A 25,542-nucleotide genomic window follows, 5' to 3' on the forward strand; every position below is an offset into this window, starting at 1 on the left:
CGTCGTGTGCAACTAACCGGGGATCAGCCCGTCGGGCTTGAGCAGCGCGCGGACCTCCTCCACCGTCGCGTCCGCGTACGGAAGCGTGGCGTCCGAGGCGCCCAGATAGTCCTGGGCCACCGGCTCACCGCCGGACCGGACCGCGGCCAGGAGCTCGTTCAGGCGGAGCCGGAACTCCTCCTCGTGGCCGCTGTCCAGCGACGCGAGAACCGCGTTGTCCAGCGCGTTGAGGTGGTCGACCAGGGAGTCGGGCACCTCGTACTGGCCCTCCGTCAGGATCCTTACGATCATGGCGGCTCTCCCTACTTGTCGAAGCGGGGCTGGTCCTGCGGGGTGGCGTCCTGCTGCCCCTGCTCGATCGCCGGGGTCGGCGTCGAACCACCGGTGAGCTCGGCCTTCATCCGGGCCAGCTCAAGCTCGACGTCACTGCCCGCGGACATGGCGTCCAGCTCGGCGGAGATGTCGTCCTTGCGCAGACCGCTGGGGTCGTCGAGCGCGCCGCTGGCAAGCAGCTCGTCGATCGCACCCGCACGGGCCTGCAGCTGGGCCGTCTTGTCCTCGGCCCGCTGGATCGCCAGGCCGACGTCGCCCATCTCCTCCGAGATGCCCGAGAACGACTCGGCGATCTGGGTCTGCGCCTGCGCGGCGCTGTACTGGGCCTTGATGGTCTCCTTCTTCGTACGGAAGGCGTCCACCTTGGCCTGCAGCCGCTGGGAGGCGAGCGTCAGCTTCTCCTCCTCGCCCTGCAGCTGCTGGTACTGGACCTCCAGGTCCTGCACCTGCTGCTGGATGCCGGAGCGGCGGGTCAGCGCCTCCCGGGCCAGGTCCTCACGACCCAGCGACAGCGCCTTGCGGCCCTGCTCCTCCAGCTTTGCGGACTGCTGCTGCAGCTGGGTGAGCTGCAGTTCCAGCCGCTTGCGGCTGGTCGCGACATCCGCCACCCCACGACGCACCTTCTGCAGCAGTTCGAGCTGCTTCTGGTACGAGTAGTCCAGCGTCTCGCGCGGATCCTCCGCACGATCCAAGGCCTTGTTCGCCTTGGCGCGGAAGATCATCCCCATCCGCTTCATGATTCCGTCGCTCATGGGCTTCGCGCGCCCCCTTCTCGGACCTGCCGGTTTCTCGTACCAAGCCTACGGGTCGCGCGGCCTTCACCGCAGCGGTCCGCGCTGCAACAAGACTGCTACAGCGAAAACAGTCCAGGCCTCATCCGTGGGGCTGATTGTTCCGGTGGGATCCACTACCCGGGGGGCTGGGGAATACACCCGTTCACCACGTACTCTTGCTGTTGTGTTCCGACGAAGCTCCCAGGATGCCCCCGCCGACGCCGTGACGCTCGACAAGAGCGACGACGCCGAGGCGGCAGAGGCGGACGTTCCCAGCGCCGAGGCCAAGAAGGGCCGCCCCACGCCCAAGCGCAGCGAGGCCGAGGCGAACCGCCGCGGCCGCGCCTACGTGCCGCCGGACCGCAAGGCCAGCGCGCGCAAGTCTCGCGAGGCCAACCGCAGCGACCGGGACAAGACCATGCTGGCGCTGCGCGGCGAGGCCGACGCCAAGTACCTCCCGGCCCGTGACCGCGGCCCGGTGCGCGCGTTCGTCCGCGACTACTTCGACTCGCGCTTCACGGTGCTGGAGTTCTTCCTGCCGTTCGCGGTCGTCTTCATGGTGCTGGCGTTCTTCCGCTCCCCCGCGGCCGTCGAGCTGATCTACGTCCTGTGGCTGGCGTTCCTGGTCGCCGTCGTGATCCAGATGCTGTGGCTGGCGACCCGGCTGCGCAAGGAGCTCGCCACCCGCTTCCCGGGCCAGAACACCAGGGGCGCCCTCGCCTACGGCCTCATGCGCTCGATGAACCTGCGCCGGATGCGTCTGCCCAAGCCGGCCGTCAAGCGCGGACAGAGGCCCTGACCGGACACCCGGGCTACCCCGGGTACTCCTACTCGCCGCTCGAGCCGCGTCCGGGAACGGACGACTCGACGATGGTGCTGCCCGCCCAACGGACCCTCCCGTCGGGCGGGCAGGCTGGTTTCACGCCGGGATCGGCCTCCTGGCTGGCCAAGCTCGGCGGGCTGCGCAACGTGGTCCGTCAGGAGCTGGTCACCCGCCAGCTGACCGAGCAGCTGCACGACCGGTTCGGCCCGGACGCCCGGCTGCGGGTACTGGACGCGGGCTGCGGCCAGGGCACCCAGCTGCTCCGCCTGGCCCGGGACGGCCACCAGGTCACCGGCCTGGACCCGGATCCCGGCACCCTCGCCGCCGCCCAGCAGGCGCTCACCCGGGAACCGCTCGCGGTCCAGGCCCGGGTACGGCTGCTGCAGGGCGAGGGCGGCGACTGCGGCCGATGGTTCGGCCCGGCCAGCTTCGACGTCGTGCTCTGCCACGGCGTGCTGATGTACCTGCCCGACCCGGAACCGCTGCTGGCCGCGCTGGCCCGGGTGCTGGCGCCCGGCGGGCTGCTGTCCGTGCTGGCCCGCAACGGCGACGCCCTGGCGCTCCGTCCCGGCCTGGCCGGGGACTGGGGAGCCGCTCTGGCCGCCTTCGACGACGACGCCTACACCAACCGCCTCGGCCTGCCGACCCGCGCCGACCGCCGTGCCGTGCTCGCCCGCACCCTGGCCGAGCTGGACGTCCCGGTGCAGGCCTGGTTCGGCGTCCGGGTCTTCACCGACCAGGCCGACGACGACGCGCCGCTGCCGTCCGGGCCGGAACTCTCCTTACTCCTCGACGCCGAGGACCGGGCCGGCCGCACCGACCCCTACCGCCGCGTCGCCGCCCTGCTGCACCTGGTGGGCGTGCGGCCGTAGCGCTTCGATCCGGGGTCGGGTCATGGAGTCGGGGCCCCTGAGTTGGAGTCGGGGCCCCTGAGTTCGGGTCAGGCCATGGAGTTAAGGTCAGGCCATGGAGTTTCGTCACTTGGGCCGTAGCGGCCTGGTCATCAGCGAGATCGCCTACGGCAACTGGCTCACCCACGGCTCCCAGGTCGAGGAGGACGCGGCGACCGCCTGCGTCCACGCCGCCCTGGACGCGGGCATCACCACCTTCGACACCGCCGACGTCTACGCCGCCACCCGCGCCGAGGCCGTCCTCGGCCGCGCGCTCAAGGGGCAGCGCCGCGAGGGCCTGGAGGTCTTCACCAAGGTCTACTGGCCGACCGGTCCCGGCAAGAACGACCGCGGCCTGAGCCGCAAGCACATCATGGAGTCGATCGACGGCTCGCTGCGCCGTCTGCAGACCGACTACGTCGACCTCTACCAGGCCCACCGCTTCGACGTGGCGACGCCGCTGGAGGAGACCATGGTCGCCTTCGCCGACGTCGTCCACTCCGGCAAGGCCCACTACATCGGCGTCTCCGAGTGGACCGCCGACCAGATCCGCGCCGCCCACGGGCTCGCCCGCGAGCTGCGGATCCCGCTGGTCTCCTCGCAGCCGCAGTACTCCGCGCTGTGGCGGGTCATCGAGGCCGAGGTCGTCCCGACCTGCGAGGAGCTGGGCATCGGTCAGATCGTCTGGTCCCCCATCGCCCAGGGCGCGCTGACGGGCAAGTACCTGCCCGGCGCCGAGCCCCCGGCGGGCTCCCGCGCCACCGACGACAAGGGCGGCGCGAACATGATCTCCCGCTGGCTGCGGGACGACGTGCTGGAGCGGGTCCAGCTGCTCCAGCCGCTCGCCGCCGAGGCCGGTCTGACGCTGGCTCAGCTCGCGGTGGCCTGGGTGCTGCGGAACGCGAACGTCTCGGCGGCGATCGTCGGCGCCTCGCGTCCCGAGCAGGTCGCCGAGAACGTCAAGGCCGCGGGCGTGAAGCTGGACGCCGAGCTGGTCAAGCGGATGGACGAGATCCTCGCCCCGGTCGCGGAGTTCGACCCGGCGAAGACCCTCGAGAACTCCCCGCAGGCGCGCCCGTAACAAGCGCGAGGAGCCCGCCCCCGGCACGTGGCGAGGGCGGGCTCCCACACGTCAGTTCACTGCTCGCCTCACTGCTCGCCGGAGTGCAGGCTCATCGGGCCGTAGATCTTCCGGCTGTCCTCGAACAGCACGACCTGGTCGACACCGTCGGACAGCAGGTCCTTCCAGGACTCGCCGATCCAGGTCTCCGCGTCGCCCTGGGTGGGGAACTCCTCGGTCCCGTTCGGCGCGGTGACCGCGGACCCGTCGGTCTTCTCGAACCGCCACGTCCACACCATGCTGGGCTCCCTTCCGCACCTGATCACATCTCGGACAGGACAGTACCCAGAAAGTCGCTGCCGAGCCGTCGTGCCGCAGAATGACGCCGTGAGGATCTTCAAGGAGCGAACAGCCGACGGGGCCACACGGATCGGCATTGCCTGGGGGCAACGCGCGCACACGCTCCCGCCGCAGCGGACGCTGCTGCTGGGCGGCGCCCGCTCCGGCAAGTCCTCGCTCGCCGAGCGACTGCTGCTCGCCGACGGCCGTGACACGCCAGGCGGCGTCACCTACGTCGCCACCGCCGGACGCCGCGAGGGCGACGCCGAGTGGGCCGAGCGGATCGACCTGCACCGGGCCCGCCGCCCCGACCACTGGCGCACCGTCGAGACCTGCGAGCTGGCCCCGCTGCTCGCCGAACCCGCCCACGCCGGGTCGCTGCTGGTCGACTGCCTGGCACTCTGGCTGACCGACGCCATGGACCGGGTCGGCGCCTGGGACGACGCCACCTGGTACGCGACCGGCGAGAAGCAGCTGCGCGAGCGCACCGCCGAGCTGGTCGCCGCGCTGCGTGAGAGCCGCCGCCGGGTCGTCGCGGTCAGCAACGAGGTGGGCAGCGGCGTCGTCCCGGCCACCCCCTCCGGCCGCCGGTTCCGCGACGAGCTGGGCCGCCTCAACGCCGCGTTCGCCGCCGAGTGCGCGGACGTGCGGCTCGTGGTGGCGGGCCGCTCGCTGCCGCTGGCACGGGGCTGAAGGCGGGGACTGACCGGGCCTTCTCGCTGACGGGGCCGCCGCTGGTGACTGACTGGACCTTCGCACTGACGGCTCCGCCGCCAGTGACGGTAACGTTCCGCGCGTGAGCACCTTCGACCTCGACGAGTTCTCCGCGCAGGTGGCGCGCCCCGACGACGAGTACCGCCTGGCCGCGGAGCAGCGTTTCGACGCGCTGGACCTGCCGCACGGCGCGCTCGGCGAGCTGCAGGACCTGGCCGGCTGGCTGGCCGCGGTCCAGGCCCGCGTCCCGACGCGGCCGATCAGCCAGGCCAAGGTGCTGGTCTTCGCCGCCGACCACGGCATCGCCTCGCTCGGCGTCTCCGCCCTCCCGCCGGGCACCACCGCCCGCAGGGTCCGCGAGGTGCTGGACGGCACCGCGCCGGTCAGTGTGTTGGCCCGTCAGTTCGGCGCCCAGGTGCGCGTGGTGGACATGGCCGTCGACGCGGAGGAGGGCGTGTTCCCCGCGGAGGTGAGCCGCCACCGGATCCGGCGCGGCTCGGGCCGGATCGACGTCGAGAACGCGCTGACCCGCGAGGAGGCCGAGCGCGCCTTCGCCGTCGGCGTCGCGCTCGCCGACGAGGAGGCCGACTCCGGCACCGACCTGGTGGTCCTCGGCGACCTCGGCGTCGGCTCGACCACCGTCGCCTCGGTCCTGATCGGCGTGCTGTGCGGCACCGACGCCGCCGCCGTCACCGGTCGCGGCTCGGGCATCGACGACAGGGTGTGGATGGTCAAGTGCGCCGCCATCCGCGACTCGCTGCGCCGGGCGCGTCCGGTGCTGGCCGACCAGATCGACCTGCTGGCCGCCGTCGGCGGCGCGGACTTCGCGGCGATGGCGGGCTTCCTGCTGCAGTGCGCGATGCGGCGGGTCCCGGTGCTGCTGGACGGGGTGGTGTCCACCGCGTGCGCGCTGGTCGCGCAGCGGGTCGCGTTCCGCGCCCCGGAGTGGTGGCGTGCCGGGCAGCTCACCGGCGAACCCGCCCAGGCGAAGGCGTACGAGCGGATGAGCATCACGCCGCTCCAGCAGCAGCGGGTGGCCGCCGGTGGCGGCGCGGGCGCGCTGATGGCGCTGCCGCTGCTGCGCGGCGCCGCCGCGCTGCTGGCCGAACTGCCGCTGCCGGAGCCGGAGCCGGTTGCCAAGCCCGCCGAGGTTGCCGAGCCGGTCACCCCCGCCGACGAGGCCTGACCATCTTGTTCACGGCCTTGTTCACCGCCTTGTTCGACGCACTGCGCTTCTCCTTCGGCACGCTCTCCGTGCTGCCCGTCCGGGTCACCCGCTGGGACCGGCCCACGGCGGGGCGCGCGATACTCCTCGCCCCGCTGGTGGGGCTGGTGCTGGGCGGCGTCGCCGCCGCCCTGGCCACCGCACTGGCGTGGGCGCATGCCGGACCGTTGCTCGCCGCCGTCGCGGGCGTGTCCGTGCTCGCCGCGTCGACGCGCGGGCTGCATCTGGACGGCCTGGCCGACGTCGCGGACGGCCTGGGCAGCAACCGCCCGCCCGAGGCGGCGCTGAAGATCATGAAGGCCTCGGACATCGGGCCCTTCGGCGTGCTGGTGCTGCTGCTGACCCTGCTGGCCCAGGTCGCGGCACTGGCCCGGTGCTTCGAACTCGGCCTGGCCGACGGCGCGTTCGGCGTGCTGCTGGCCGCGGTCACCGCCCGGACCGCGCTGCTGCGCGGCTGTCAGGTCGGCGTCCCGTCCGCGCGGCCCGACGGACTCGGCGCGATGGTGGCCGGGACCGTGCCGCGCCGACAGGGCGCCTCGGTGGCGGCGCTGACCCTCGTCGTGCTCGGACTGGTGGCCTACGGCATCGCCCGTACGGGTGACAACGGACTGCCGCTGGCGCTGGGCACGGGCCTCGCGGTGGTGGCCGGACTCGCCGTCGCCTCCCTGCTGCTGACGCACTGCGTGCGCCGTTTCGGTGGAATCACAGGAGATGTCCTGGGTGCGATGGTTGAGTCCGCTGCCACCGGCACGCTCATTGTGTGGGTGCTTTTCGCAGCTGCCACCCCGTAGCGGGGTGCTGTCTCGAAATTGGGGCCTCCTGGGCGGTCTCAGGGCCCACCATGCGGACTACCATGCCAGTGGCCGGTCCGTTTCCCACCCGTAGCGCACCGGACACTTATCTCCGACAGAACAGGACGCATTTCCGTGACTGCAGTGTCATTGAGCACCTCCACGGCCGCCGCGCTGCGCGCGGACGCCGTCGTCGTGGCCGTGGCGAAGGGCCCCAAGGGCCTCGTGCTGGCCCCCGGCGCCGAGGCGGTCGACGAGGCGTTCGAGGGCAGGCTCGCCGAGGTCCTCACCACCGTGGGCGCGACCGGTGCCGAGGGCGAGGCCGTCAAGGTCCCCGCGGCGGCCGGGATCAAGGCTCCGCTGGTGCTGGCCGTGGGCCTGGGCGAAGCCACCGACGGCTCCTACGACGCCGAGGCGCTGCGCGCCGCCGCCGGTGTCGCCGCCCGCACGCTGGCCGGCTCCAAGAAGGCCGCCTTCGCGCTTCCGGTCGCCGACGCGGACGCGGCGGGCGCGGTCGCACTCGGCGCGGTGCTCGGCACCTACGAGTACACCGCCACCCGTAACGTCGCCGCCGACGCCAAGGGCTCGCTGGGCGAGATCGCCATCGTCGGCACCAAGCGTGGCGACAAGGCGGTCAAGGCCGCCGTCGAGCGCGCCACGGTGCTGGGCGAGGAGATGAACCGCACCCGCGACCTGGTGAACCTGCCCCCGAACGACCTCTTCCCGAAGACCTTCGCCGAGCGGGTCGTCACGGCGGGCAAGGAGTACGGCCTCAAGGTCGAGGTGCTCGACGAGAAGGCGCTGACCAAGGGCGGCTTCGGCGGCATCCTCGGCGTCGGCATCGGCTCCGAGCACGGTCCGCGCCTGGTCAAGATCGCCTACACCCACCCGAAGGCCAAGACCTCGCTCGCCTTCGTCGGCAAGGGCATCACCTACGACTCGGGCGGCATCTCGCTCAAGCCGGCCGGCCACAACGAGACCATGAAGTGCGACATGGCCGGTGCCGGCGCCGTCTTCGGCGCCGTGGTGGCCGCGGCCCGTCTGGGCCTCCAGGTCAACGTCACCGGCTGGCTGGCGCTGGCCGAGAACATGCCGTCGGGCACGGCCACCCGCCCCGGCGACGTGCTGCGGATGTACGGCGGCAAGACCGTCGAGGTGCTCAACACCGACGCCGAGGGCCGCCTGGTACTCGCCGACGCCATCGTCCGCGCGGGCGAGGAGAAGCCGGACACCATCGTCGACGTGGCCACCCTGACCGGCGCGATGATGATGGCCCTGGGCAGCCGCACCTTCGGCATCATGGCCAACGACGACGAGCTGCGCGCGACCGTGCACACCCTGGCCGAGGCCGCGGGCGAGCCGGCCTGGCAGATGCCGCTCCCGGCGCACCTGCGCAAGGGCATGGACACCGGCGTGGCCGACCTCGCCAACATGGGCGAGCGGATGGGCGGCGGCCTGGTCGCCGGCCTCTTCCTCAAGGAGTTCGTCGCCGACGGCATCACCTGGGCCCACCTGGACATCGCCGGCCCGGCCTTCAACGAGGCCGCCCCCTTCGGCTACACGCCCAAGGGCGGGACCGCCACGGCCGTCCGCACCCTGGTCGCCCTGGCCGAGCACGCGGCAGGCTGATCACGCGGCCGACCAGCACGCAGTCGGCCATCACGCAGTCGGCTGATCACGCGCTATACCAGCCGGTAACCGGCGGTGGACCTCGCCCACACGTTCGCCATCAGCGAACACGGGCGGAGGTCCTCCGCCGGTCCGGCCGGGGCCCCGGGTGACCTGGGCCCCTTTCTCAGGCCGGAATTCCCCTACCGACCTGCGGAAACAGACATTTCCGAGCGAGCCGCCCGGTCCGCCGCACCTGATTCGCCCTGTCCACACCGTGGCCCGGTCCATCACCACCAGGCAACAAGTGCGAGGATGTATCTCCGGCACGACGGGTCTCCCCACAAGGGAGCACCACACCCGGCCGGCGATCGACCGGGAGCATCCGCACCCTTTGCATGGAGGACGTGACGTGGCGAACGACGCCAGCACCGTTTTCGACGTTGTCATTCTCGGAGGCGGAAGCGGCGGTTACGCCGCGGCGCTGCGAGCGGCCCAGCTGGGTCTGCAGGTCGCCCTGATCGAGAAGAACAAGCTGGGCGGCACCTGCCTGCACCAGGGCTGCATCCCGACCAAGGCGCTGCTCCACGCCGGCGAGGTTGCCGACCAGACCCGCGAGGCCGCGGGCTTCGGCGTCAAGGCCGTCTTCGAGGGCATCGACATCAACGCCGTGCACGCCTACAAGGACGGCGTCATCTCCGGCCTCTACAAGGGCCTGCAGGGCCTGGTCGCCAGCCGGAAGATCACCTACATCGAGGGCGAGGGCCGCCTCTCCTCCCCGACCTCGGTCGACGTCAACGGCCAGCGCGTGACCGGCCGCCACATCGTGCTGGCCACCGGCTCCGTGCCGAAGTCCCTGCCGGGCCTGGCCATCGACGGCAACCGGGTCATCTCCTCCGACCACGCGCTGACGCTGGACCGCGTGCCGAAGTCCGCCATCGTCCTCGGCGGCGGCGTGATCGGCGTCGAGTTCGCCTCGGTCTGGAAGTCCTTCGGCGCCGAGGTCACCATCATCGAGGCGCTGCCGCACCTGGCCCCGCTCGAGGACGAGAACTCCTCGAAGCTGCTGGAGCGCGCCTTCCGCAAGCGCGGCATCAAGTTCGAGCTGGGCGCCCGCTTCGCGGGGGTCGAGTACACCGAGACCGGTGTCCGCGCCTCGCTGGAGAACGGCAAGCAGGTCGAGGCCGAGATCATGCTCGTCGCCGTCGGCCGCGGCCCGGTCTCGTCCGGTCTCGGCTACGAGGAGGCCGGGGTCGCCATGGACCGCGGCTACGTCCTGGTCGACGAGTACTGCCAGACCAACGTGCCCACCATCTCCGCGGTCGGCGACCTGATCCCGACCCTGCAGCTGGCCCACGTCGGCTTCGCCGAGGGCATCCTGGTCGCCGAGCGCATCGCCGGCCAGAAGGTCGTCCCGATCGACTACGACGGCGTGCCGCGCGTGACCTACTGCAACCCCGAGGTCGCCTCCGTCGGCATCACCGAGGCCAAGGCCAAGGAGCTGTACGGCGACGACAAGGTCGTCACCGCCAAGTTCAACCTGGCCGGCAACGGCAAGAGCAAGATCCTCAAGACCGCCGGCGAGATCAAGCTGGTCCAGGTCAAGGACGGTGCCGTGGTCGGCGTCCACATGGTCGGCGAGCGCATGGGTGAGCAGGTCGGCGAGGCCCAGCTGATCTACAACTGGGAGGCCCTGCCCGCCGAGGTCGCGCAGCTGATCCACGCGCACCCGACCCAGAACGAGGCCCTCGGCGAGGCCCACCTCGCGCTGGCGGGCAAGCCGCTGCACAATCACGACTGACCTCCCCTCGCACACGCCAATCATCCGTACGCACCACAAGGAGCAACTGAAACCATGGCGGTCTCAGTAACACTGCCCGCACTCGGCGAGAGCGTGACCGAGGGCACCGTCACCCGTTGGCTCAAGGCCGAGGGCGAGCGCGTCGAGGTCGACGAGCCCCTGCTCGAGGTCTCCACCGACAAGGTCGACACCGAGATCCCGGCCCCCGCGTCCGGCATCCTGGCCTCGATCAAGGTCGGCGAGGACGAGACGGTCGAGGTCGGTTCCGAGCTGGCCATCATCGACGACGGCACCGGCGCCCCGGTCCCGGCGGCGGCCCCGGCCGCTGCCGCCCCCGTCGAGACCCCGGCCCCCGCGCCGGTCGCCGCCGCGCCCGCTCCGGCTGCCGCACCGGCCGGTGGCGCCACCGGCACCGACGTCACCCTGCCCGCCCTGGGCGAGTCGGTGACCGAGGGCACCGTCACCCGCTGGCTCAAGTCGGTCGGCGACACCATTGCCGTCGACGAGCCGCTGCTCGAGGTCTCCACCGACAAGGTCGACACCGAGATCCCGGCCCCGGTCGGCGGTGTGCTGCTGGAGATCCTGGTCGGCGAGGACGAGACCGCCGAGGTCGGCGCCCGTCTGGCCGTCATCGGCGCTCCGGGTGCCGCCCCGGCTCCGGCGGCCCCGGCCGCTCCGGCTGCTCCGGCCGCCGCCCCGGCCCCGGTCGCGCCTGCTGCCCCGGTGGCCCCGGCTCCGGTCGCGCCTGCTGCTCCGGTCGCCCCGGCTCCCGTCGCCGCTCCGGTTCCGGCTGCTGCCCCGGCCCCCGTCGCCCCGGCCGCGCCGGTCGCCGCCCCCGTCGCTGCCGCCCCGGCCGCCGCGGAGGCATCCGACGCCTACGTGACCCCGCTGGTCCGGAAGCTCGCCGCCGAGAACGGCATCGACCTGAACGCCGTCAAGGGCACCGGCGTCGGTGGCCGCATCCGTAAGCAGGACGTGCTGGCCGCCGCCGAGGCCGCCCGCGCCACCGTGGCTGCCCCCGCCGCCGCGACCGGTGCCCGCAAGGCCCCGACGACCATCGCCGCCGCGTCCCCGCTGCGTGGTCAGACCGTCAAGATGACCCGCATGCGCAAGGTCATCGCCGACAACATGGTCAAGGCGCTGCAGACCGCCGCGCAGCTGACCACGGTCGTCGAGGTCGACGTCACCAACATCATGCGTCTGCGCGAGCAGGCCAAGGGCGGCTTCGCCGCCCGTGAGGGTGTCAAGCTCTCGCCGATGCCGTTCTTCGTGAAGGCCGCCGCCGAGGCGCTCAAGGCGCACCCGGTCGTCAACGCCTCCATCAACGACGACGACACGATCACGTACCACGCGGTCGAGAACATCGGTATCGCCGTCGACACCGAGCGTGGCCTGATGGTCCCGGTCATCCACGACGCGGGCGACCTCAACATCGCCGGCATCGCCAAGAAGACCGCCGACCTGGCCGCCCGTACCCGCGACAGCAAGGTCACCCCGGACGAGCTGTCCGGCGGCACCTTCACCGTCACCAACACGGGCTCGCGCGGCGCGCTGTTCGACACCCCGATCTTCACGCCGCCGCAGGTCGCGATCCTCGGCATCGGCGCGACGGTCAAGCGCCCGGTCGTCATGGAGACCGAGGAGCTGGGCACCACCATCGCCGTCCGCGACATGGTGTACCTGGCCCTCTCCTACGACCACCGGATCGTGGACGGCGCCGACGCCGCCCGCTTCCTGGGCACGCTCAAGGCCCGCCTCGAGGAGGGCGCGTTCGAGGGCGACCTCGGGCTGTGATCCCCTCGCCCTGAGACGTGTCACGGGTTGACACTCGTCACGGGCTTCGCGCCGTGGGCCCCGCTCCCCGTTCCGGGAGGCGGGGCCCACGGCGTTTCGCGTGCGGTCCGGGCTGCCGACCGCGATGCTGGTGGTCGTGATGGACGAGACGGACTTCTGGCTCCTGATCGACGAGACCCGGGACGCGTCCCAGGGCGATCCCGTCGACCACGCCGACCTACTGGTCGAACGTCTGGTCGGGCTGACGCCCGACGAGGTGATCGACTTCGCCCGGCTCTTCGAGGCACGGATGGCCCGCGCGTGGCGCACCGACCTGTGGGGCGCCGCCGACCTGCTGCTGGGCGGCGCGGGCGAGGACGCCTTCGAGTTCTTCTGCGCCTGGCTGATCGGCCAGGGCCGCGAGGTCTTCGAGGGCGCGCTGGCCGACCCCGACGAGCTGGCCGACCTCCTCCCCGACTTCGACGAGGACGAGGACGGCGACGCCGAGGAGCTCGGCTACGCCGGTGACCGCGCCTACGAGCAGCTCACCGGCCTGCACATCCCCGATCTCGGCCGTCGCGCCAAAGACCCGGTCGGCACCGACTTCGACTTCGACGACGCCCGGGTCATGGAGCAGCGCTATCCGCGCCTGTGGGAGCGGTACGGGGGCTGAGGGCAGGGCCGAGGGCGGCGTTGAGCCCACGCCGCAGTTCAGCCGCGTCCGGCGGGTTGGCGCCCGCCCGGGCGACGGTGATCGCGGCGGCCGTGGTCGCCAGCTCCAGCAGGGCGGTCAGCGTCGCCGTGTCGGGTTCCGTGACGTCGCAGGCGGCCAGCCCGTGCAGGACGGCCGCCATGAACGGGTCCCCCGCACCGACCGTGTCCACCACCGGCGTCGGTCGGGCTTCCACGGAAACCGCGCGCTCCCCCGCGTACGCCGCCGCGCCGGCTGCGCCGCGGGTGACGAGCACGAACTTCGCGCCCGCCGCCGACCAACGCGCCGCCACCTCCGCCTCGGTGGCGCCCGGGTAGAGCCACGCCAGGTCCTCGTCACTCGCCTTCACCACGTGCGCCGCCGCCACGCAGCGCTCGACGCGGGTCAGCGCCGCGTCCCGGTCGCCGATCAGCGTGGGCCGTACGTTCGGGTCGTAGCTGACCACGGCCCCGCGCTCGCGCAGGGCCCGGACCAGCGCCAGCGCGGCGTCCGCGCCCGGTTCCGCGACGGAGGCGATCGAGCCCAGGTGCACGTGGTGCGGCGGCTCGGGCAGGGCGGCCAGGAGCGTCTCCGGGTCGACGTGCCGCAACGTCCAGGCGATGTCGAAGGCGTACGAGGCCCGGCCCGCCTCGTCCAGCGAGACGATGGCTGACGGAGTGTCAATACCCTGCTGTCCGTCGTCGAGCAAGGTGACACCCGCCGAGGTGAGGTGGGCGCGGATCAGGTCGCCGAGCGAGTCCGCGCCGAGCTGGGTCAGCAGCGCGGGGCGGTGCCCGAGCCGGCCCAGCCCGTAGGCGACGTTGGCGGGACTGCCACCGGGATGCGCCACGTCCCGCCGCCCCGGGCTCCGGACGATGTCGGCGACGCTCTCGCCGATCACCAGAAATCTCGACCCCGGAAGAGCGCTCACAGCTCGATCCCCATCAGCACGTCGTCGACGTAGGCACCCGCCAACAGGAACTCACCCGGCTGGACCCCGGTCACGGTGAATCCGGCCTTCTCGTAGAGCGACCGGGCCACCGAGTTGCCGCCCAGGACCCGGAGCGTCACTCGCCGGGCGCCCTCCTCGCGGGCTTTCAGCAGGGCGGCGTCGAGCAGGCGGTGGCCGAGCCCGTGCCCGCGCGCCTCGGGCGCGACCAACAGCCCCTGGATCGCCCGGATATGCGCGTTGCTGGTCAGCGGCGTCGGCGGCAGCACCCGCACCCAGCCGACGATCCGGCCGTCCAGTTCGGCGACCAGCATGTGCTCCGGCTGATGCCGCTCGTCGCGGAACGCCGTGCTGTCCGGCAGCGGCGGGTCGGGACGCTCCGAGACCTCGGACTCCGGCGACCAGCAGCGGTACTCCAGCGCGTAGACCTCGTACCCGTCGGCCGCCACCGCCGGACGGAGGACGAGGCGGGCGGTGACGCGGCCGGTGTGAGCGTCACGGCCCTCCGCCCCGTGGTCAGCCGCGTGGCGAACTCCGCCGCCGGCCGCGCCACCTTCAGCCGCGTCGCCTTCAGCCACGTCGCTTTCAGCCGCGCCGCCTGCGAATTCTCCGGTTCCCATGGCGGGAGCCTACGCGGTCCTTACCGGCCCGCCTGATTGAATGTCGGCATGCGCATCGCGGTCACCGGCTCGACCGGGCTCATCGGCTCCGCACTGGTCCGCTCGCTGCTGGACGACGGACACGAGGTGGTCCGCATCGTCCGGCGGGAGCCGCAGGAGCGTGCCGACGGCAGCGTCGAGGTCCGCTGGAACCCTCCCCTGCGCGCCATCGACCGCACGGGCCTGATCGGCGTCGACGCGGCCGTCCATCTGGCCGGCGCCGGAGTCGGCGACCACCGCTGGACGGCCTCCTACAAGCGGAAGATCCACGACAGCCGGCTCCTCGGCACCGCGACGCTCGCCGACGCCCTGGCCGGGCTGCCGCAGCCGCCGCGTGTCCTGGTGTCCGGCTCCGCGGTCGGCTACTACGGCCAGACCGGGGACGCCGTCATCGACGAGTCCGCGCCGGCCGGCGGGGACTTCCTGGCCCGGGTCTGCGTCGGGTGGGAGGCGGCCACCGCGCCCGCCGCCGACGCCGGGATCCGGGTCGCCCACGCCCGCACCGGGCTGGTCGTCGGCAGCGGCGGCGGGGCGTTCGCCCGGCTGTTCCCGCTGTTCAAGCTGGGCCTCGGCGGACGGCTCGGCGACGGTCGGCAGTACTGGAGCTTCATCTCGCTGCGCGACGAGGTGGCGGCGTTGCGCCATCTGATCGACACCCAGGGCCTGTCCGGTCCGTTCAACCTGACCGCTCCGGTTCCGGTCACCAACGCCGAGGTGACCGCGGCGCTGGGTCGGGTGCTGCGCCGCCCCACCGTCTTCGCGGTGCCGGAGTTCGCCCTCAAGGCGGTGCTGGGCGACATGGCGGTCGAGGTGGTGGGCAGTCACCGCTGCGTCCCCACCCGGCTGTTGGACTCGGGCTTCCGGTTCGCGCACACCACCGTCGACCAGGCGATCCAGGCCGCGCTGTAGGTCGCCTCCTGTCAGATCCCGCGCAGCCGTCCCGCGCCCGGGCGCAGGTAGACCGCCCAGGTGACCGCGAAGCAGCCGGCGTGGCCGCGTCCACCGCGGTGCCGAACTGCTGCGGGAACTGCACCTGGAGCACCTGCGCGGAGGTGAAGCCGAATCCGATGAACGAGCAGAAGCTGCCGATGCAGAGCAGCGCCATGACCCCGGCTGTGCGGCTCGCGGACGACCTCGCGCAGCGCGCCACGCCGGCTCGTGCACTCGCGGGCGCAGCCGGCTACCGCCGCCTTGAGCTTGTGCGGGGAGCGCAACCCCGGTAGCGCAGCTCCAGTTCGATCGCCAGCCCGACCGAGCCTGGACGCCGTAGCGGCACCAGGTCTCCCCGGCACACGGGTTCGCTAACGCCGACGTGATGGCCGGGCAACCTCCCGGTAACGAGCCGGCCTGAGTCTGCGTTCATGGGCACTGCACCACCTGCTTCAGAACCATCGACTCGTTCGGAACCATCGCCTGCTCCTTCGGCGGCACCGTGTGCGTCTCCGGCGGCACCGTCTGCTGACGGCTTCGCCGGGATGGGTCCGCTGACCGGGTTCACCGTCGGCGTCACCGCCGCGCGCCGAGGCGACAAGCTGGTCGCGCTGCTGACGCGACGCGGTGCGCGGGTGGTGGAGGCCCCCGTCCTCCCGCTGGAGGACGACGTGGCACTGCGGCGCGCCACGGAGCAGTGCCTGACCGCGCCGTTGGACTACGTCGTCGCCACGACCGGCGTCGGCTGGCGCGGCTGGATGAGCGCCGCCGACGGCTGGGGACACGGTGCAGACCTGGCCGCCGCCTGCCGCGACGCGGTGGTGCTGACCCGCGGCCCGAAGGCGACCGAAGCGGTCCGGGCCAGCGGCTTGGACGAGGCCTGGTCCCCGACCACCGAGGCCACCGACGAGCTGCTGACCTGGCTGTTGGCCCGTCCCCTGGCCGGTCGCCGGATCGCGGTGCAGGAACACGGCCTGCCCCTCGACACGTTCGCCGCCGCACTGCGCGAGCGTGGCGCGGAGGTGGTCTCCGTCCCCGTCTACCGATGGGCCCCACCGGAGGACCCGGCCTCGGTCCGACGGCTCGTCGAGCAGACCGTCCGCCGCGAGATCCACGCCCTGACCTTCACCAGCGCCCCGGCGATCACCGCCTTCCTGGAAACCGCCGCGGCCGAGGGCCTGCGCGAGCTGACCCTGGAAGCGATGCGGGCGGACGTGCTCTCACTCTGCGTCGGCCCGGTCTGCGCCAGACCGCTGCTGGAGGCCGACCTGCCGGTGGTCTGGCCCGAGCGGGGCCGGCTCGGCGCGATGGTCCGCACCCTCACCGAGGTGCTGCCCGCCCGCAGTCGCCGGCACCTCAAGCTCGGCGGACGCGAACTGGTGCTGCAGGGCAGCGTGTTGCTGGTCGACGGCGAGAGCTACTGGCTCTCCCCCAAGGGCGCCGCCCTGCTGCGTACGCTCGCCGAACATCCCGGCTGGGTGCTCAGCCGCGCCGAACTGCTGCGCCGCGCCTGGGCCGACTCCGACGCCGACGAGCACGCGGTCGAGGCCGCCGTGGCCCGGCTGCGCGCCGCCCTCGGTCCGCACAGCGACCTGGTCCGCACCGTCCCCAAGCGCGGCTACCGCCTGGCGGTCGGATGAAGGCCGACGATGCACCGGCTGGTGACGCTCCGGCTGGTGACGCACCAGCTCGCGGCGCGGCGACTCGCGGCGTGGCTGCTCGTGGGGCGGCGACGCCCCTCGTCGTCACCCACGGCACCCGCGATCCGGAGGGCCTCGCCTCAACCGAGGCCCTGGTCGCCCGGGTCAGGGAGCTGCGGCCCGATCTCCCGTGGCGTGCTGCTACCTCGACCTGGTCGCCCCGTCACGGCCCGAGGCGCTTCTTCGCCCGGAAGGCCGCGCGATCCGGCGCATGGACCACGTCCGCCCCGTCGGGCCCACACGACGCGGTCGCCCAACTGGTCACGCTCCGCTACGAAGAGGCGCACAGCCACGCAACTGCTCGCGGTCGGACTGGTCGGGCCGGGGGCGTACGGGAGCACATCCGGGGCGCACGCTCACACCGGGGTACCGAGGGGCGCACAACTGCCCCGGTTCACTCACGGACCGTGACCGAAGCCTGACCGACCGCCATCGGTGCCGCAAACTCCCTTGTCTGAGTGGGTGCTTGACGGGGCATCACAGGGGGAAGCCCCGGAAGCCTGGCACCCGGAGGGAGCCGTCCGTGCCCGCAGCAGCAACCCCTACCCCCCTGTATCCGCGCCATCGCAGCGCCGACGTCGTGATCGTCGGAGCCGGTCTCGCAGGTCTCGTCGCAGCCGCCAGACTCAGCGCGCACGGACTGTCCGTGACCGTCCTGGAGGCCGCCGACAAGGTCGGCGGCCGCATGGCCGGGCAGGAGTACGACGGCTACCGGCTGGACCACGGCACGCACCTGCTCAACAGCGCCTACCCGGAGCTGCGCCGCGCCCTCGGCCTCTCCAACCCCGGCCTCTCCCACACCGGCCTCTCGGACCCGGGCCTCTCCGATCCAGGCCTGGCCAACCTCGGCCTCGCCGACCTCGAACCGGCCGACCTCGAACTGCGCCCACTCAGCCCCGATGTCATGGTCCACAGTGACGGACGGCGCTACCGCGTGGGCGCGCCCACCTCCGCCCGAGCCGCCTTCGGAGCGGCCCGCGCACCGATCGGCCGCCCCTGGGACCGTGCCCGCCTAAGCGCCAACCTGGCCCGCCTCGCCGCCACGCCGGTCGACCGGCTGCTGGCCCGCCCCGAACGCACCACCGCCGACGCGCTCCGCGAACGGGGCATCCCCGCCGCCACCGTCGACGGCTTCCTGCGCCCGCTGCTGACCGCCCTGCTCAGCGACCCGACCCTGGGCACCAGCTCCCGGGTCGCCGACCTGGTCCTGCGCGGCTACGCACGCGGAGGGCTCTGCCTACCCGCCCAGGGCGTCGGCGCGGTCCCGCTCGCCGTGGCCCAGCGGCTCCCGGCCGGCACCGTCCAACTGGGCGTGCGGGTCACCGCGATCGCCGCCAACGGCGTCGAGACCGAGCGCCACGGCCGATTCGCCTGCCGCGCCGTGGTGGTGGCCACCGACGCCCGGTCCGCCAGTGAGCTGCTCCCGGGCCTGCATCAGCCGTCGCACCGCCCGGTCACGACGTACTACCACGTCGCCGAGTCGTCACCGGTGGCCGAACCCGTCCTGCTCCTCGACGCCACGCCGGACGCGCTCGTCTCACACACCCTGGTGCTGAGCGACGTCGACCGCTCCTACGCTCCGAGCGGGGCGCTGGTCGCCTCCACCGTCCTCGGCAGGGCCGCCCTCAACGGCCGCGCCTCGGCGCCGGCCGAAGCCGCCGAAACTGAAGCCACCGAGACGGCCGAAGCTGCCGAACCCGCCGTCCGACGCTCCCTCGGCCGCCTCTACGACACCGACACCAGCGGCTGGCGGTTCCTGACCGTCCGGCACTTCGCCGACGCCCTCCCGGCCATGCCGCCGCCGCACGTGTTCGGCCGCCCGGTCCGGGTCCTCCGCGGGCTCTACGTCTGCGGCGACCATCGCGGCACCAGCACCGTCCAGGGCGCGCTGGTCTCCGGCCGCCGCGCCGCCGACGCACTCCTCCGCGACCTGGGCCTGCTGCACTCCCCGGCCGCCACGTCGGACGAGCTGGCGGCCTGACCCGTCGCCTGGCGGCCAGACACGTCCCGACCGTCAGACGTGCCCTGACCGGCAGACGTGCCCTGTCCGACGGGCATGTCCAGACCGTCAGGCGAGGCCTGCGGTGCGGGCCGCCTCCTCGAAGGCCCGCACCGACGGGTTGCCCCGGTAGGGCGCCAGCCTCCGGGCGAAGTCCCGCAGGTACTCCACCGCCCGGAGCGACCGCATCTCGGTCACCCCGCGCAGCGCCTCGGTCGCCGCCGCGCACGCCTCGTCCAACTCGCCCAGCCCCAGTCGGGACGTGGCCAGCACCACCCGGCAGAAGACCCGGCTGCGGGCGTAGGTCTGCGGGCGCAGCCGCAGCGAGCGTTCCGCATGCTGCGCGGCAGGCCGCCACTGCTGCAGGTCGCGGTAGCAGTGCGCGAACTCGTCCGCCAACTGTGCCTCGTCGAAGAACCGGGCCCAGCTGGGCAGTTCGTCGCTGCCGTGCGAGGCCTGCAGCGCGCGCTCGGCTCGCACCAGCGCCGCCGTGCAGGAACGGGCGTCGCCCAGCAGCCCGTGGCCGCGCGCCTCCGCCGCGTGCATCAAGGCCTGCACGGCGACCGGCGCCGTGCTACCCACACCCTGCTGGGCCACCCTGGCCAGCTGTACCGCCTCGCGGCCATGACCCAGGTAGACCGCCTGCCGACTCATCGTCACCAGGACGTAGCCGCCGTAGAGACGGTCGTTGGCGGCCTGGGCCAGGCGGAGCGACTGGACGAAGTAGCGCTGGGCGAGACCGTGCGCGCCGATGTCGTACGAGGTCCACCCGGCCAGCCGGGTCAGGTCGGCGACGGCGCCGAAGAGCGCCCGGCCGATGGCCTCGTTGTACCGGCCGCGCAGCATCGGCTCGGCCTCGCTCTCCAGGTACCGGATCAGCGCCTGCCGGGCGTGCCCCCCGCCGTAGGCGTTGTCCAGGGCCCGGAACAGGTCCCCCACGGCCCGCACCGCCGCCACGTCCCCGCGACTGACCCGCTGCAGCCCACGGGTCGCCCCCGCCGGTGCGGCGCGTGACGCGCTCGCAGCCTCCGCCCCGGCTGATCCGGCTGCTCCGGCCGCCGCTGTTCCTGACGCTGCTGCTGATGCGGCCGTCGAAGCGCGGCGGGCCTGCGTGGGGATGCCGGTGCGGCCGAGGTCCTGCGGCGTCTCGCGCGCGACGCGCTCGTCCGTCCGTCCGATCAGCCAGTCCCTGCTGGGCACCACCAACCCCGCTGGCGTGAAGGCGATCCGGCGCAGCTCGCTGTGGACCCCGGTGTCCTTGCGCCACATGCTGGCGACGATGTCGACCGCCTCGGCCGGGCTCTCGGCGAACTCCAGGCCCGCGTAGACCGGGGCGCAGGCGTCCAGCCCCAGGTCCTGCGCGGTCAGGCGACGCCCCAGCCGCCGGGTGAACACCTCGGCGATCAGCGCCGGGGTAGCCCCGCGCGGTTGCTGTCCGCGAAGCCAACGGGTCACCGAGGTCTTGTCGTAGCGCAGGTCCAGCCCGTGCTCGCTGCCGAGTTGGTCCACCCTCCTGGCCAACCCCGCGTGGGAGAACCCCGCCTCCTCGATCAAGGCAGCCAGCCGCTCGTTGTACTGCAGCCGATCGCTGTTCGCTCCGCCCTGGCCGGTGGCTCCGGCCTGGCTCGCACTCCCGGTCTGGCCTGGCGTCCCGGACTCTCCCGCGGCTCCGGACGGCCCGGCCTGGGAGGTTGCGCCGGCTGAGGTCGGGCCGGCCGCGGTGGACTCCGGCACCCGTGGAGCGCCGACGCGCAGGGCACGATCCGCGCGGGCGTCGAAGGTCGGTCGATCGGTCACAGGCCGTTGGGGCATGGGGCACACACCTTCCGGGTGCCCGCGCTGCGGAGCGCCGCGGGCTCCCTAGGGGAACGGCGTGAATGTAGCGAGCATTTGGGGCCCGTGGCCGGTTACGGCCGGACAATCGTCCGAACGGGTGAAGGGCATCCCTCCTGGCGGGGACGATGCGGCGCGTGAGGCGACGTATCGGTTTACCACTGAATCACCCCTGTGGGCGAAGGCGTCGCCTGAGGCGTTGCGTGAGGCGCTGTGTGAGCCGTTGCCCAAGTCGCCCCCAGAGGCGCTTCCTGACGTGCTGTGTGGTGTGCCACCCCACAGTCCGGCCCGACTCTGTAGCGCCGTCCCACATGGGAGCGCCCGCGTCCGCCGCCTACCGTCTCCGCCCATGGAGAGCACCCACAGCACCTTTCTGACCGGGCGGAAGGCCCTGGTCACCGGCGCGGCCGGCGGTATCGGCCGCGCCTGCGCACACGCCCTGGCCCAAGCCGGGGCCGGGGTGTACGTCGTGGACCGGGCCGCGGAGGCCGCGGAGGCAGTCGCCGCAGAGATCGGCGGGACCGCCCTGGTGGTCGACCTCGCCGACGCCGGGGCCGTGGACGCGCTCCCGGACGACGCGGACATCGTCGTCAACAACGCGGGCCTGCAACACGTCGCCCCGCTGCACGAGTTCCCGCCGGAACAGTTCGCCCTGATCCAGAAGATCATGGTCGAGGCGCCCTTCCGCATCCTCCGTCGGACCCTGCCGCACATGTACGCGACGGGTTGGGGACGGGTCGTCAACGTCTCCTCCGTCCACGGGCTGCGGGCCAGTGCCTTCAAGGCCGCCTACGTGACCGCGAAGCACGGTCTCGAAGGCCTCAGCAAGGTCGTCGCCCTGGAGGGCGCAGCGCACGGCGTCACCAGCAACTGCGTCAACCCCGGCTATGTGCGCACGGCGCTGGTGGAGGGTCAGATCGCCGACCAGGCACGCGCCCACGACATCCCCGAAGCCGAGGTCGTCGACCGGATCCTGCTCGATCGCACGGCGATCAAGCGCCTTATCGAACCCGAAGAGGTGGCCGCCTCGGTGCTCTGGCTCTGCTCCCCGGGTGCCGACTCCGTCACCGGTACCTCCCTCCCGATGGACGGCGGCTGGACCGCCCGCTGACAGTCCCGTGCCCCACCCCTCTCCCGCCCCGCAGGTTCTTGCCCCCCGTGTGTTCTTGCTCCCCCACAGGTTCTTGACCCCCACAGGTTCCCTCCGAACGGAAGGCCCCACCGCCGTGGCATCCGCATCCCCCGCTCCGAGAGCCCTCGCCAGAATCGTCGCCGCCAGCCTCGTCGGAACCACGATCGAGTGGTACGACTACTTCCTCTACGGCTCCGCTGCCGCGCTGGTCTTCGACAAGGTCTTCTTTCCGACCACCGACCCGCTCACTGGTACCCTGCTCTCCTTCCTGACCTACGCGATCGGCTTCGCCGCCCGGCCCGTCGGGGCCCTGGTCTTCGGTCACTACGGCGACCGGATCGGCCGGAAGAAGCTGCTGGTCATCAGCCTTCTGATGATGGGCGTGGCCAGCACCCTGATCGGCTGTGTCCCCGGATACGCCACCCTCGGCGTCACCGCGCCGATCCTGCTGACCCTGCTGCGGCTGATCCAGGGATTCGCCCTCGGCGGCGAGTGGGGCGGGGCCGTGCTGCTGGTCTCCGAGCACGGCGACGCACGACGCCGGGGCTTCTGGGCCTCGTGGCCCCAGGGCGGAGCTCCCCTCGGCAATCTGCTGGCGGTCGGCGTGCTCTCCCTGATGACCGCGTTGCAGAGCGACGCGTCCTTCGTCGCCTGGGGTTGGCGGATCCCGTTCCTGCTGTCCGCGCTGCTGGTCGGGATCGGTCTGTGGGTCCGACTCGGTGTCGAGGAGTCGCCGCTCTTCCAGGAGGCGCGCCGCCGGGCCGACGCCCGGGACGCGGCTGCCCGCGCCTCCGGTGGTCAGGCCGAACAGCCGCCGCTGATCGCGGTGGTGCGCCACCACTGGCGGGACATCCTCGTCGCGATGGGCGCCCGGATGGCGGAGAACATCACGTACTACGTGATCGTCACCTTCGTTCTCACCTACTGCGTCGACCACCTGGGCCTCGCCAAGCAGACGGCGCTCAATGCCGTCCTGATCGGCTCCGCGATCCAGTTCTGCCTGATACCGGTCTTCGGAGCGCTCTCGGACCGGGTCGGCCGCAAGCCGGTCTACCTGGTCGGGGCGATCGGTACCGGGCTGTGGGCCTGGGCCTTCTTCGCCCTGCTGGACACCCGGTCCTTCCCGGCTCTGGTGCTCGCGGTGACGGTCGGTCTGATCTTCCACAGCGCGATGTACGCACCCCAGGCGGCCTTCTTCGCCGAGCTGTTCGCCACCCGGATGCGGTTCTCCGGCGCCTCCATCGGCGCCCAGTTCGCCTCAGTCGCGGCGGGCGCGCCGGCTCCGCTGATCGCCGTGGCGCTGCTGCAGAGCTACCACAGCGGCTCACCGATCTCGCTCTACGTCACCCTCTCGGCCGTCGTCACGGTCATCGCCGTGCTCTGCGCCCGCGAGACCCGCGGCTCCGCGCTGGACGCCGAGGACGGGTCCGCCGACCAGCAGGCCGGCACGGCAGCGGTCCCCACCTCCTCGTGAGGTCGGCGGCCCTCGTGACACGAACCGTCGCTGCTGCCACGATGGCCCGCACCATGGACGACGAAGCCCGCACCGACCAGGCCGACAGCGATGTTGACGGCCAAGCCGGCACCATCGCCGACAACGACGCCGACGCCGACGCGCCCGCGACGGCCGAGCGACTGCTCCGGCTACTCGCCGACGGAGCGTCAGCGGAAGAGCTGGGGGCGGTCGGCGCGGGCTTGTCCGGGGCCGCCGCCCAGGCGCTTCGGGTACACCGCACCCTGGCCCAGCACCGCCGGCGCGAGGCCCAGCTCAGCGCGCTCTTCGACACTGCGACCGACCTGGCCGCCTCCCGGGACCTGGACGAGGTGCTCCAGGCCATCGTCCGGCGGGCGCGGCTGCTGCTCGGCACCGACCTCGCCTATCTCACCCTCCCGGACGAGGAGGCCGGCGACACCTACATGCGGGTGACCGACGGCTCCGTCTCGCCGCTCTTCCAGACTCTGCGCCTGGAGCTGGGCGAGGGCCTCGGCGGTCTGGTGGCCCAGACCGCGCGCCCCTACGCCACTCCCGACTACCCGACGGACAGCCGCTTCCACCACACCCGCAATATCGACGCCGGGGTGCTGGACGAGGGGCTGGTCGGCATCCTGGGTGTGCCCCTCCTGTTGGGGAAGCAGGTGATCGGCGTACTCTTCGCCGCCGACCGCAGTGCCCGTCCGTTCGCCCCGGACGAGGTCGCGCTGCTCTGCACCCTGGCCACCCACGCGGCGATCGCCATCGACACCGCACGTGCCCTGACCGACACCCGTGCGGCACTTGCCGACCTGGCCCAGGCCAACGCGGTGATCCGCGACCACTCCGCAGCCATGCAACGCGCCGAGGAGGCCCACGACCGACTCACCGACCTCGTCCTGCGCGGCGGCGAGATCACCGCTGTGGCCGAGGCGGTCTCCACCCTGCTCGGTGGCGGCATCACCGTCCTGGACCCACAGGGGCAGCCCCTGGTCGGCACCCCGGTGCCGCGCGGGAACGCCCGACAGGTGGCCGAGCACGTCGGCGAGTCCCGCGCCAGCGGTCGCGCCGTCAAGGCGGAGGATCGCTGGATCTGCGCGGTACTGGCCGGCCAGGAGTTGCTGGGCAGCCTGGTCCTGACGGACCGTCGAACCCTGGAGGACGCCGACCGGCGGTTGTTCGAGCGGGCCGGTGTGGTCACCGCGCTGCTCCTGCTGCTGCGCCGATCGGTCGCCGAGGCGGAGAACCGGGTCCGGGGCGAGTTGCTGACGGATCTGCTCGACAGTCCGCAGCGCGACCCGGCCGGGCTGATCCAGCGCGGTCTGCGGCTGGGCGTGGACCTCCGACAACCGCACCTGCTGCTGACCGCGCAGGCCTCCGCCCCCGGGACCGTCGCCCAGCTCCGCGGCAAACTGGCAAGCGCCGCAACCCAGTTGCTCTTCGGCAAGGGCGGAATCAGCGCCGAGCACGGGGACGTCGTGGTCCTCCTGGTTCCCGCCTCCACGTCCACGGCTGCTGAGTCGACGCCAGGCCCGCGGGCGCCGGGCGAGACAGCTTCCGCCGGGGCCTCAGCCGCAGCGGCCCAGCTCTCGCAGCTGACGTCCCTTCCCGTCACCGTCGGCGCGGCAGGCCCGGCCTGCGGGATCGCCGAGTTGGCCGCCGCCCATGCCGAGGCCGTGCGCACGCTCCGGGCACTCCGTGCCCTGGGCCGTGAGGGGGACGGCGCGTGTGCTGCGGACCTGGGCTTCCTGGGGGTGCTCCTCGGGGACGGTCACGACGTGGGCGGCTTCGTCCACGAGACCGTCGGACCGCTTCTGGCCTACGACGAGCGCCGGGGCACCGAGCTGGTGCGGACCCTCGACGCCTACTTCGCCTGCGGCGGCAGCCTCACCCGGGCGAAGGACGCGTTGCACGTGCATGTGAACACCGTGGTGCAACGTCTGGACCGCGTCGAGGCCCTCCTCGGCCGGGACTGGAACTCCCCCGATCGCGCCCTTGAGCTCCAACTCGCCCTGCGTCTCCATCTCCTGACACAGTGAAGCGCGACA

22 protein-coding genes and 1 pseudogene are annotated in these 25,542 nt (G+C 72.7%); 17 read left to right on the top strand and 6 right to left on the bottom strand.

Annotated elements, in window-relative coordinates:
• Positions 1 to 12 precede the first annotated feature (12 nt).
• Together ABH940_RS03245 and ABH940_RS03250 are read right to left on the bottom strand one after the other, a co-directional pair.
• Complete coding sequence (locus ABH940_RS03245) at positions 13 to 291, bottom strand: hypothetical protein (RefSeq protein ID WP_370064844.1); 279 nt, start codon at positions 289 to 291, stop codon at positions 13 to 15.
• A gap of 11 nt (positions 292 to 302) precedes the next feature.
• Entirely contained in the window at positions 303 to 1,085 is a 783-nt protein-coding gene (locus tag ABH940_RS03250) for a PspA/IM30 family protein (protein WP_370064846.1), read from the bottom strand.
• Positions 1,086 to 1,290: 205 nt separating this feature from the next.
• On the opposite strand from ABH940_RS03250, the gene ABH940_RS03255 reads away from it, so the two are divergent.
• The 3 genes from ABH940_RS03255 (at position 1,291) to ABH940_RS03265 (ending at position 3,900) form a co-directional block, all read left to right on the top strand.
• On the top strand, positions 1,291 to 1,905 hold the full coding sequence (locus tag ABH940_RS03255; protein ID WP_370064848.1) for a DUF3043 domain-containing protein: 615 nt from the start codon (positions 1,291 to 1,293) through the stop codon (positions 1,903 to 1,905).
• 71 nt (positions 1,906 to 1,976) lie between these two features.
• Positions 1,977 to 2,801 carry a class I SAM-dependent methyltransferase gene (locus ABH940_RS03260; RefSeq protein WP_370104171.1) on the top strand — a complete coding sequence of 275 codons (825 nt, stop codon included), beginning with the start codon at positions 1,977 to 1,979 and terminating at the stop codon, positions 2,799 to 2,801.
• Positions 2,802 to 2,895: 94 nt separating this feature from the next.
• On the top strand, positions 2,896 to 3,900 hold the full coding sequence (locus tag ABH940_RS03265) for an aldo/keto reductase family protein (protein WP_370064852.1): 1,005 nt from the start codon (positions 2,896 to 2,898) through the stop codon (positions 3,898 to 3,900).
• A gap of 68 nt (positions 3,901 to 3,968) precedes the next feature.
• On the opposite strand, the gene ABH940_RS03270 is transcribed toward ABH940_RS03265, so the two are convergent.
• Positions 3,969 to 4,178 carry a hypothetical protein gene (locus ABH940_RS03270; protein ID WP_370064854.1) on the bottom strand — a complete coding sequence of 70 codons (210 nt, stop codon included), beginning with the start codon at positions 4,176 to 4,178 and terminating at the stop codon, positions 3,969 to 3,971.
• A gap of 157 nt (positions 4,179 to 4,335) precedes the next feature.
• Here ABH940_RS03270 and cobU point away from each other — a divergent pair.
• From cobU to ABH940_RS03305, 7 genes and pseudogenes are all read left to right on the top strand, one after another.
• Positions 4,336 to 4,911 (top strand): annotated as a pseudogene (gene cobU / locus ABH940_RS03275) (bifunctional adenosylcobinamide kinase/adenosylcobinamide-phosphate guanylyltransferase); the annotation flags it as partial.
• A gap of 103 nt (positions 4,912 to 5,014) precedes the next feature.
• On the top strand, positions 5,015 to 6,118 hold the full coding sequence (gene cobT / locus ABH940_RS03280; protein WP_370064856.1) for a nicotinate-nucleotide--dimethylbenzimidazole phosphoribosyltransferase: 1,104 nt from the start codon (positions 5,015 to 5,017) through the stop codon (positions 6,116 to 6,118).
• 17 nt (positions 6,119 to 6,135) lie between these two features.
• Positions 6,136 to 6,948, top strand: coding sequence for an adenosylcobinamide-GDP ribazoletransferase (locus ABH940_RS03285; RefSeq protein WP_370064858.1), 813 nt, complete (start codon positions 6,136 to 6,138; stop codon positions 6,946 to 6,948).
• A 135-nt stretch (positions 6,949 to 7,083) separates the two neighbouring features.
• Entirely contained in the window at positions 7,084 to 8,577 is a 1,494-nt protein-coding gene (locus ABH940_RS03290; RefSeq protein WP_370064860.1) for a leucyl aminopeptidase, read from the top strand.
• A 373-nt stretch (positions 8,578 to 8,950) separates the two neighbouring features.
• Entirely contained in the window at positions 8,951 to 10,357 is a 1,407-nt protein-coding gene (lpdA, locus tag ABH940_RS03295; RefSeq protein ID WP_370064862.1) for a dihydrolipoyl dehydrogenase, read from the top strand.
• Between the two features lie 54 nt (positions 10,358 to 10,411).
• Positions 10,412 to 12,151 (top strand): 2-oxoglutarate dehydrogenase, E2 component, dihydrolipoamide succinyltransferase, encoded by a 1,740-nt coding sequence (gene sucB / locus ABH940_RS03300; RefSeq protein ID WP_370104173.1) that lies wholly within the window; start codon positions 10,412 to 10,414, stop codon positions 12,149 to 12,151.
• Positions 12,152 to 12,290: 139 nt separating this feature from the next.
• A complete protein-coding gene (locus ABH940_RS03305; protein WP_370104284.1) occupies positions 12,291 to 12,803 on the top strand; it encodes a DUF4240 domain-containing protein in 513 nt (170 codons plus the stop codon).
• Here the strand turns inward: ABH940_RS03305 and ABH940_RS03310 are convergent.
• Together ABH940_RS03310 and ABH940_RS03315 are read right to left on the bottom strand one after the other, a co-directional pair.
• Positions 12,757 to 13,752 (bottom strand): carbohydrate kinase, encoded by a 996-nt coding sequence (locus ABH940_RS03310; RefSeq protein ID WP_370104175.1) that lies wholly within the window; start codon positions 13,750 to 13,752, stop codon positions 12,757 to 12,759. The two genes, ABH940_RS03305 and ABH940_RS03310, sit on opposite strands and share 47 nt — an antisense overlap.
• The gene (locus ABH940_RS03315) at positions 13,749 to 14,390 is read right to left on the bottom strand and encodes an N-acetyltransferase family protein (protein WP_370064868.1); all 642 of its coding nucleotides are present in this window, start codon (positions 14,388 to 14,390) and stop codon (positions 13,749 to 13,751) included. The genes ABH940_RS03310 and ABH940_RS03315 overlap by 4 nt, the downstream gene beginning before the upstream one ends.
• Before the next feature lie 48 nt (positions 14,391 to 14,438).
• Here ABH940_RS03315 and ABH940_RS03320 point away from each other — a divergent pair, with 48 nt between their 5' ends.
• The 4 genes from ABH940_RS03320 (at position 14,439) to ABH940_RS03335 (ending at position 19,040) form a co-directional block, all read left to right on the top strand.
• Positions 14,439 to 15,338, top strand: a complete 900-nt coding sequence (locus tag ABH940_RS03320) for a TIGR01777 family oxidoreductase (RefSeq protein ID WP_370064870.1) — start codon at positions 14,439 to 14,441, stop codon at positions 15,336 to 15,338.
• Between the two features lie 80 nt (positions 15,339 to 15,418).
• The gene (locus tag ABH940_RS03325) at positions 15,419 to 15,652 is read left to right on the top strand and encodes a hypothetical protein (protein ID WP_370065042.1); all 234 of its coding nucleotides are present in this window, start codon (positions 15,419 to 15,421) and stop codon (positions 15,650 to 15,652) included.
• A gap of 252 nt (positions 15,653 to 15,904) precedes the next feature.
• Positions 15,905 to 16,999, top strand: a complete 1,095-nt coding sequence (locus ABH940_RS03330) for a uroporphyrinogen-III synthase (protein WP_370104177.1) — start codon at positions 15,905 to 15,907, stop codon at positions 16,997 to 16,999.
• 583 nt (positions 17,000 to 17,582) lie between these two features.
• Positions 17,583 to 19,040 carry an FAD-dependent oxidoreductase gene (locus ABH940_RS03335; protein WP_370064874.1) on the top strand — a complete coding sequence of 486 codons (1,458 nt, stop codon included), beginning with the start codon at positions 17,583 to 17,585 and terminating at the stop codon, positions 19,038 to 19,040.
• Positions 19,041 to 19,127: 87 nt separating this feature from the next.
• On the opposite strand, the gene ABH940_RS03340 is transcribed toward ABH940_RS03335, so the two are convergent.
• Positions 19,128 to 20,870, bottom strand: coding sequence for a collagen-like protein (locus ABH940_RS03340; protein ID WP_370064876.1), 1,743 nt, complete (start codon positions 20,868 to 20,870; stop codon positions 19,128 to 19,130).
• Positions 20,871 to 21,240: 370 nt separating this feature from the next.
• Between ABH940_RS03340 and ABH940_RS03345 the strand changes: the two genes are divergently transcribed.
• From ABH940_RS03345 to ABH940_RS03355, 3 genes are all read left to right on the top strand, one after another.
• The gene (locus tag ABH940_RS03345) at positions 21,241 to 22,002 is read left to right on the top strand and encodes a 3-hydroxybutyrate dehydrogenase (protein ID WP_370064878.1); all 762 of its coding nucleotides are present in this window, start codon (positions 21,241 to 21,243) and stop codon (positions 22,000 to 22,002) included.
• A gap of 115 nt (positions 22,003 to 22,117) precedes the next feature.
• Positions 22,118 to 23,497 (top strand): MFS transporter, encoded by a 1,380-nt coding sequence (locus ABH940_RS03350; RefSeq protein ID WP_370064880.1) that lies wholly within the window; start codon positions 22,118 to 22,120, stop codon positions 23,495 to 23,497.
• Positions 23,498 to 23,538: 41 nt separating this feature from the next.
• Positions 23,539 to 25,533: a helix-turn-helix domain-containing protein gene (locus ABH940_RS03355; RefSeq protein ID WP_370065026.1), complete on the top strand. Its 1,995-nt coding sequence runs from the start codon at positions 23,539 to 23,541 to the stop codon at positions 25,531 to 25,533.
• The last annotated feature ends 9 nt before the right edge of the window (positions 25,534 to 25,542 follow it).

It is taken from the genome of Streptacidiphilus sp. BW17 (assembly GCF_041262485.1).
Classification (GTDB): Bacteria; Actinomycetota; Actinomycetes; order Streptomycetales; family Streptomycetaceae; genus Streptacidiphilus.

Excerpts from the sequence above, each read along its gene's own strand:
- ABH940_RS03245 (WP_370064844.1), bottom strand. The coding sequence starts at position 291 with ATGATCGTAAGGATCCTGACGGAGGGCCAGTACGAGGTGCCCGACTCC.
- ABH940_RS03250 (WP_370064846.1), bottom strand. The coding sequence starts at position 1,085 with ATGAGCGACGGAATCATGAAGCGGATGGGGATGATCTTCCGCGCCAAG.
- ABH940_RS03260 (WP_370104171.1), top strand. The coding sequence starts at position 1,977 with ATGGTGCTGCCCGCCCAACGGACCCTCCCGTCGGGCGGGCAGGCTGGT.
- ABH940_RS03265 (WP_370064852.1), top strand. The coding sequence starts at position 2,896 with ATGGAGTTTCGTCACTTGGGCCGTAGCGGCCTGGTCATCAGCGAGATC.
- ABH940_RS03270 (WP_370064854.1), bottom strand. The coding sequence starts at position 4,178 with ATGGTGTGGACGTGGCGGTTCGAGAAGACCGACGGGTCCGCGGTCACC.
- sucB (WP_370104173.1), top strand. The coding sequence starts at position 10,412 with ATGGCGGTCTCAGTAACACTGCCCGCACTCGGCGAGAGCGTGACCGAG.
- ABH940_RS03305 (WP_370104284.1), top strand. The coding sequence starts at position 12,291 with ATGGACGAGACGGACTTCTGGCTCCTGATCGACGAGACCCGGGACGCG.
- ABH940_RS03315 (WP_370064868.1), bottom strand. The coding sequence starts at position 14,390 with ATGGGAACCGGAGAATTCGCAGGCGGCGCGGCTGAAAGCGACGTGGCT.
- ABH940_RS03320 (WP_370064870.1), top strand. The coding sequence starts at position 14,439 with ATGCGCATCGCGGTCACCGGCTCGACCGGGCTCATCGGCTCCGCACTG.
- ABH940_RS03330 (WP_370104177.1), top strand. The coding sequence starts at position 15,905 with ATGGGTCCGCTGACCGGGTTCACCGTCGGCGTCACCGCCGCGCGCCGA.
- ABH940_RS03340 (WP_370064876.1), bottom strand. The coding sequence starts at position 20,870 with ATGCCCCAACGGCCTGTGACCGATCGACCGACCTTCGACGCCCGCGCG.
- ABH940_RS03345 (WP_370064878.1), top strand. The coding sequence starts at position 21,241 with ATGGAGAGCACCCACAGCACCTTTCTGACCGGGCGGAAGGCCCTGGTC.
- ABH940_RS03355 (WP_370065026.1), top strand. The coding sequence starts at position 23,539 with ATGGCCCGCACCATGGACGACGAAGCCCGCACCGACCAGGCCGACAGC.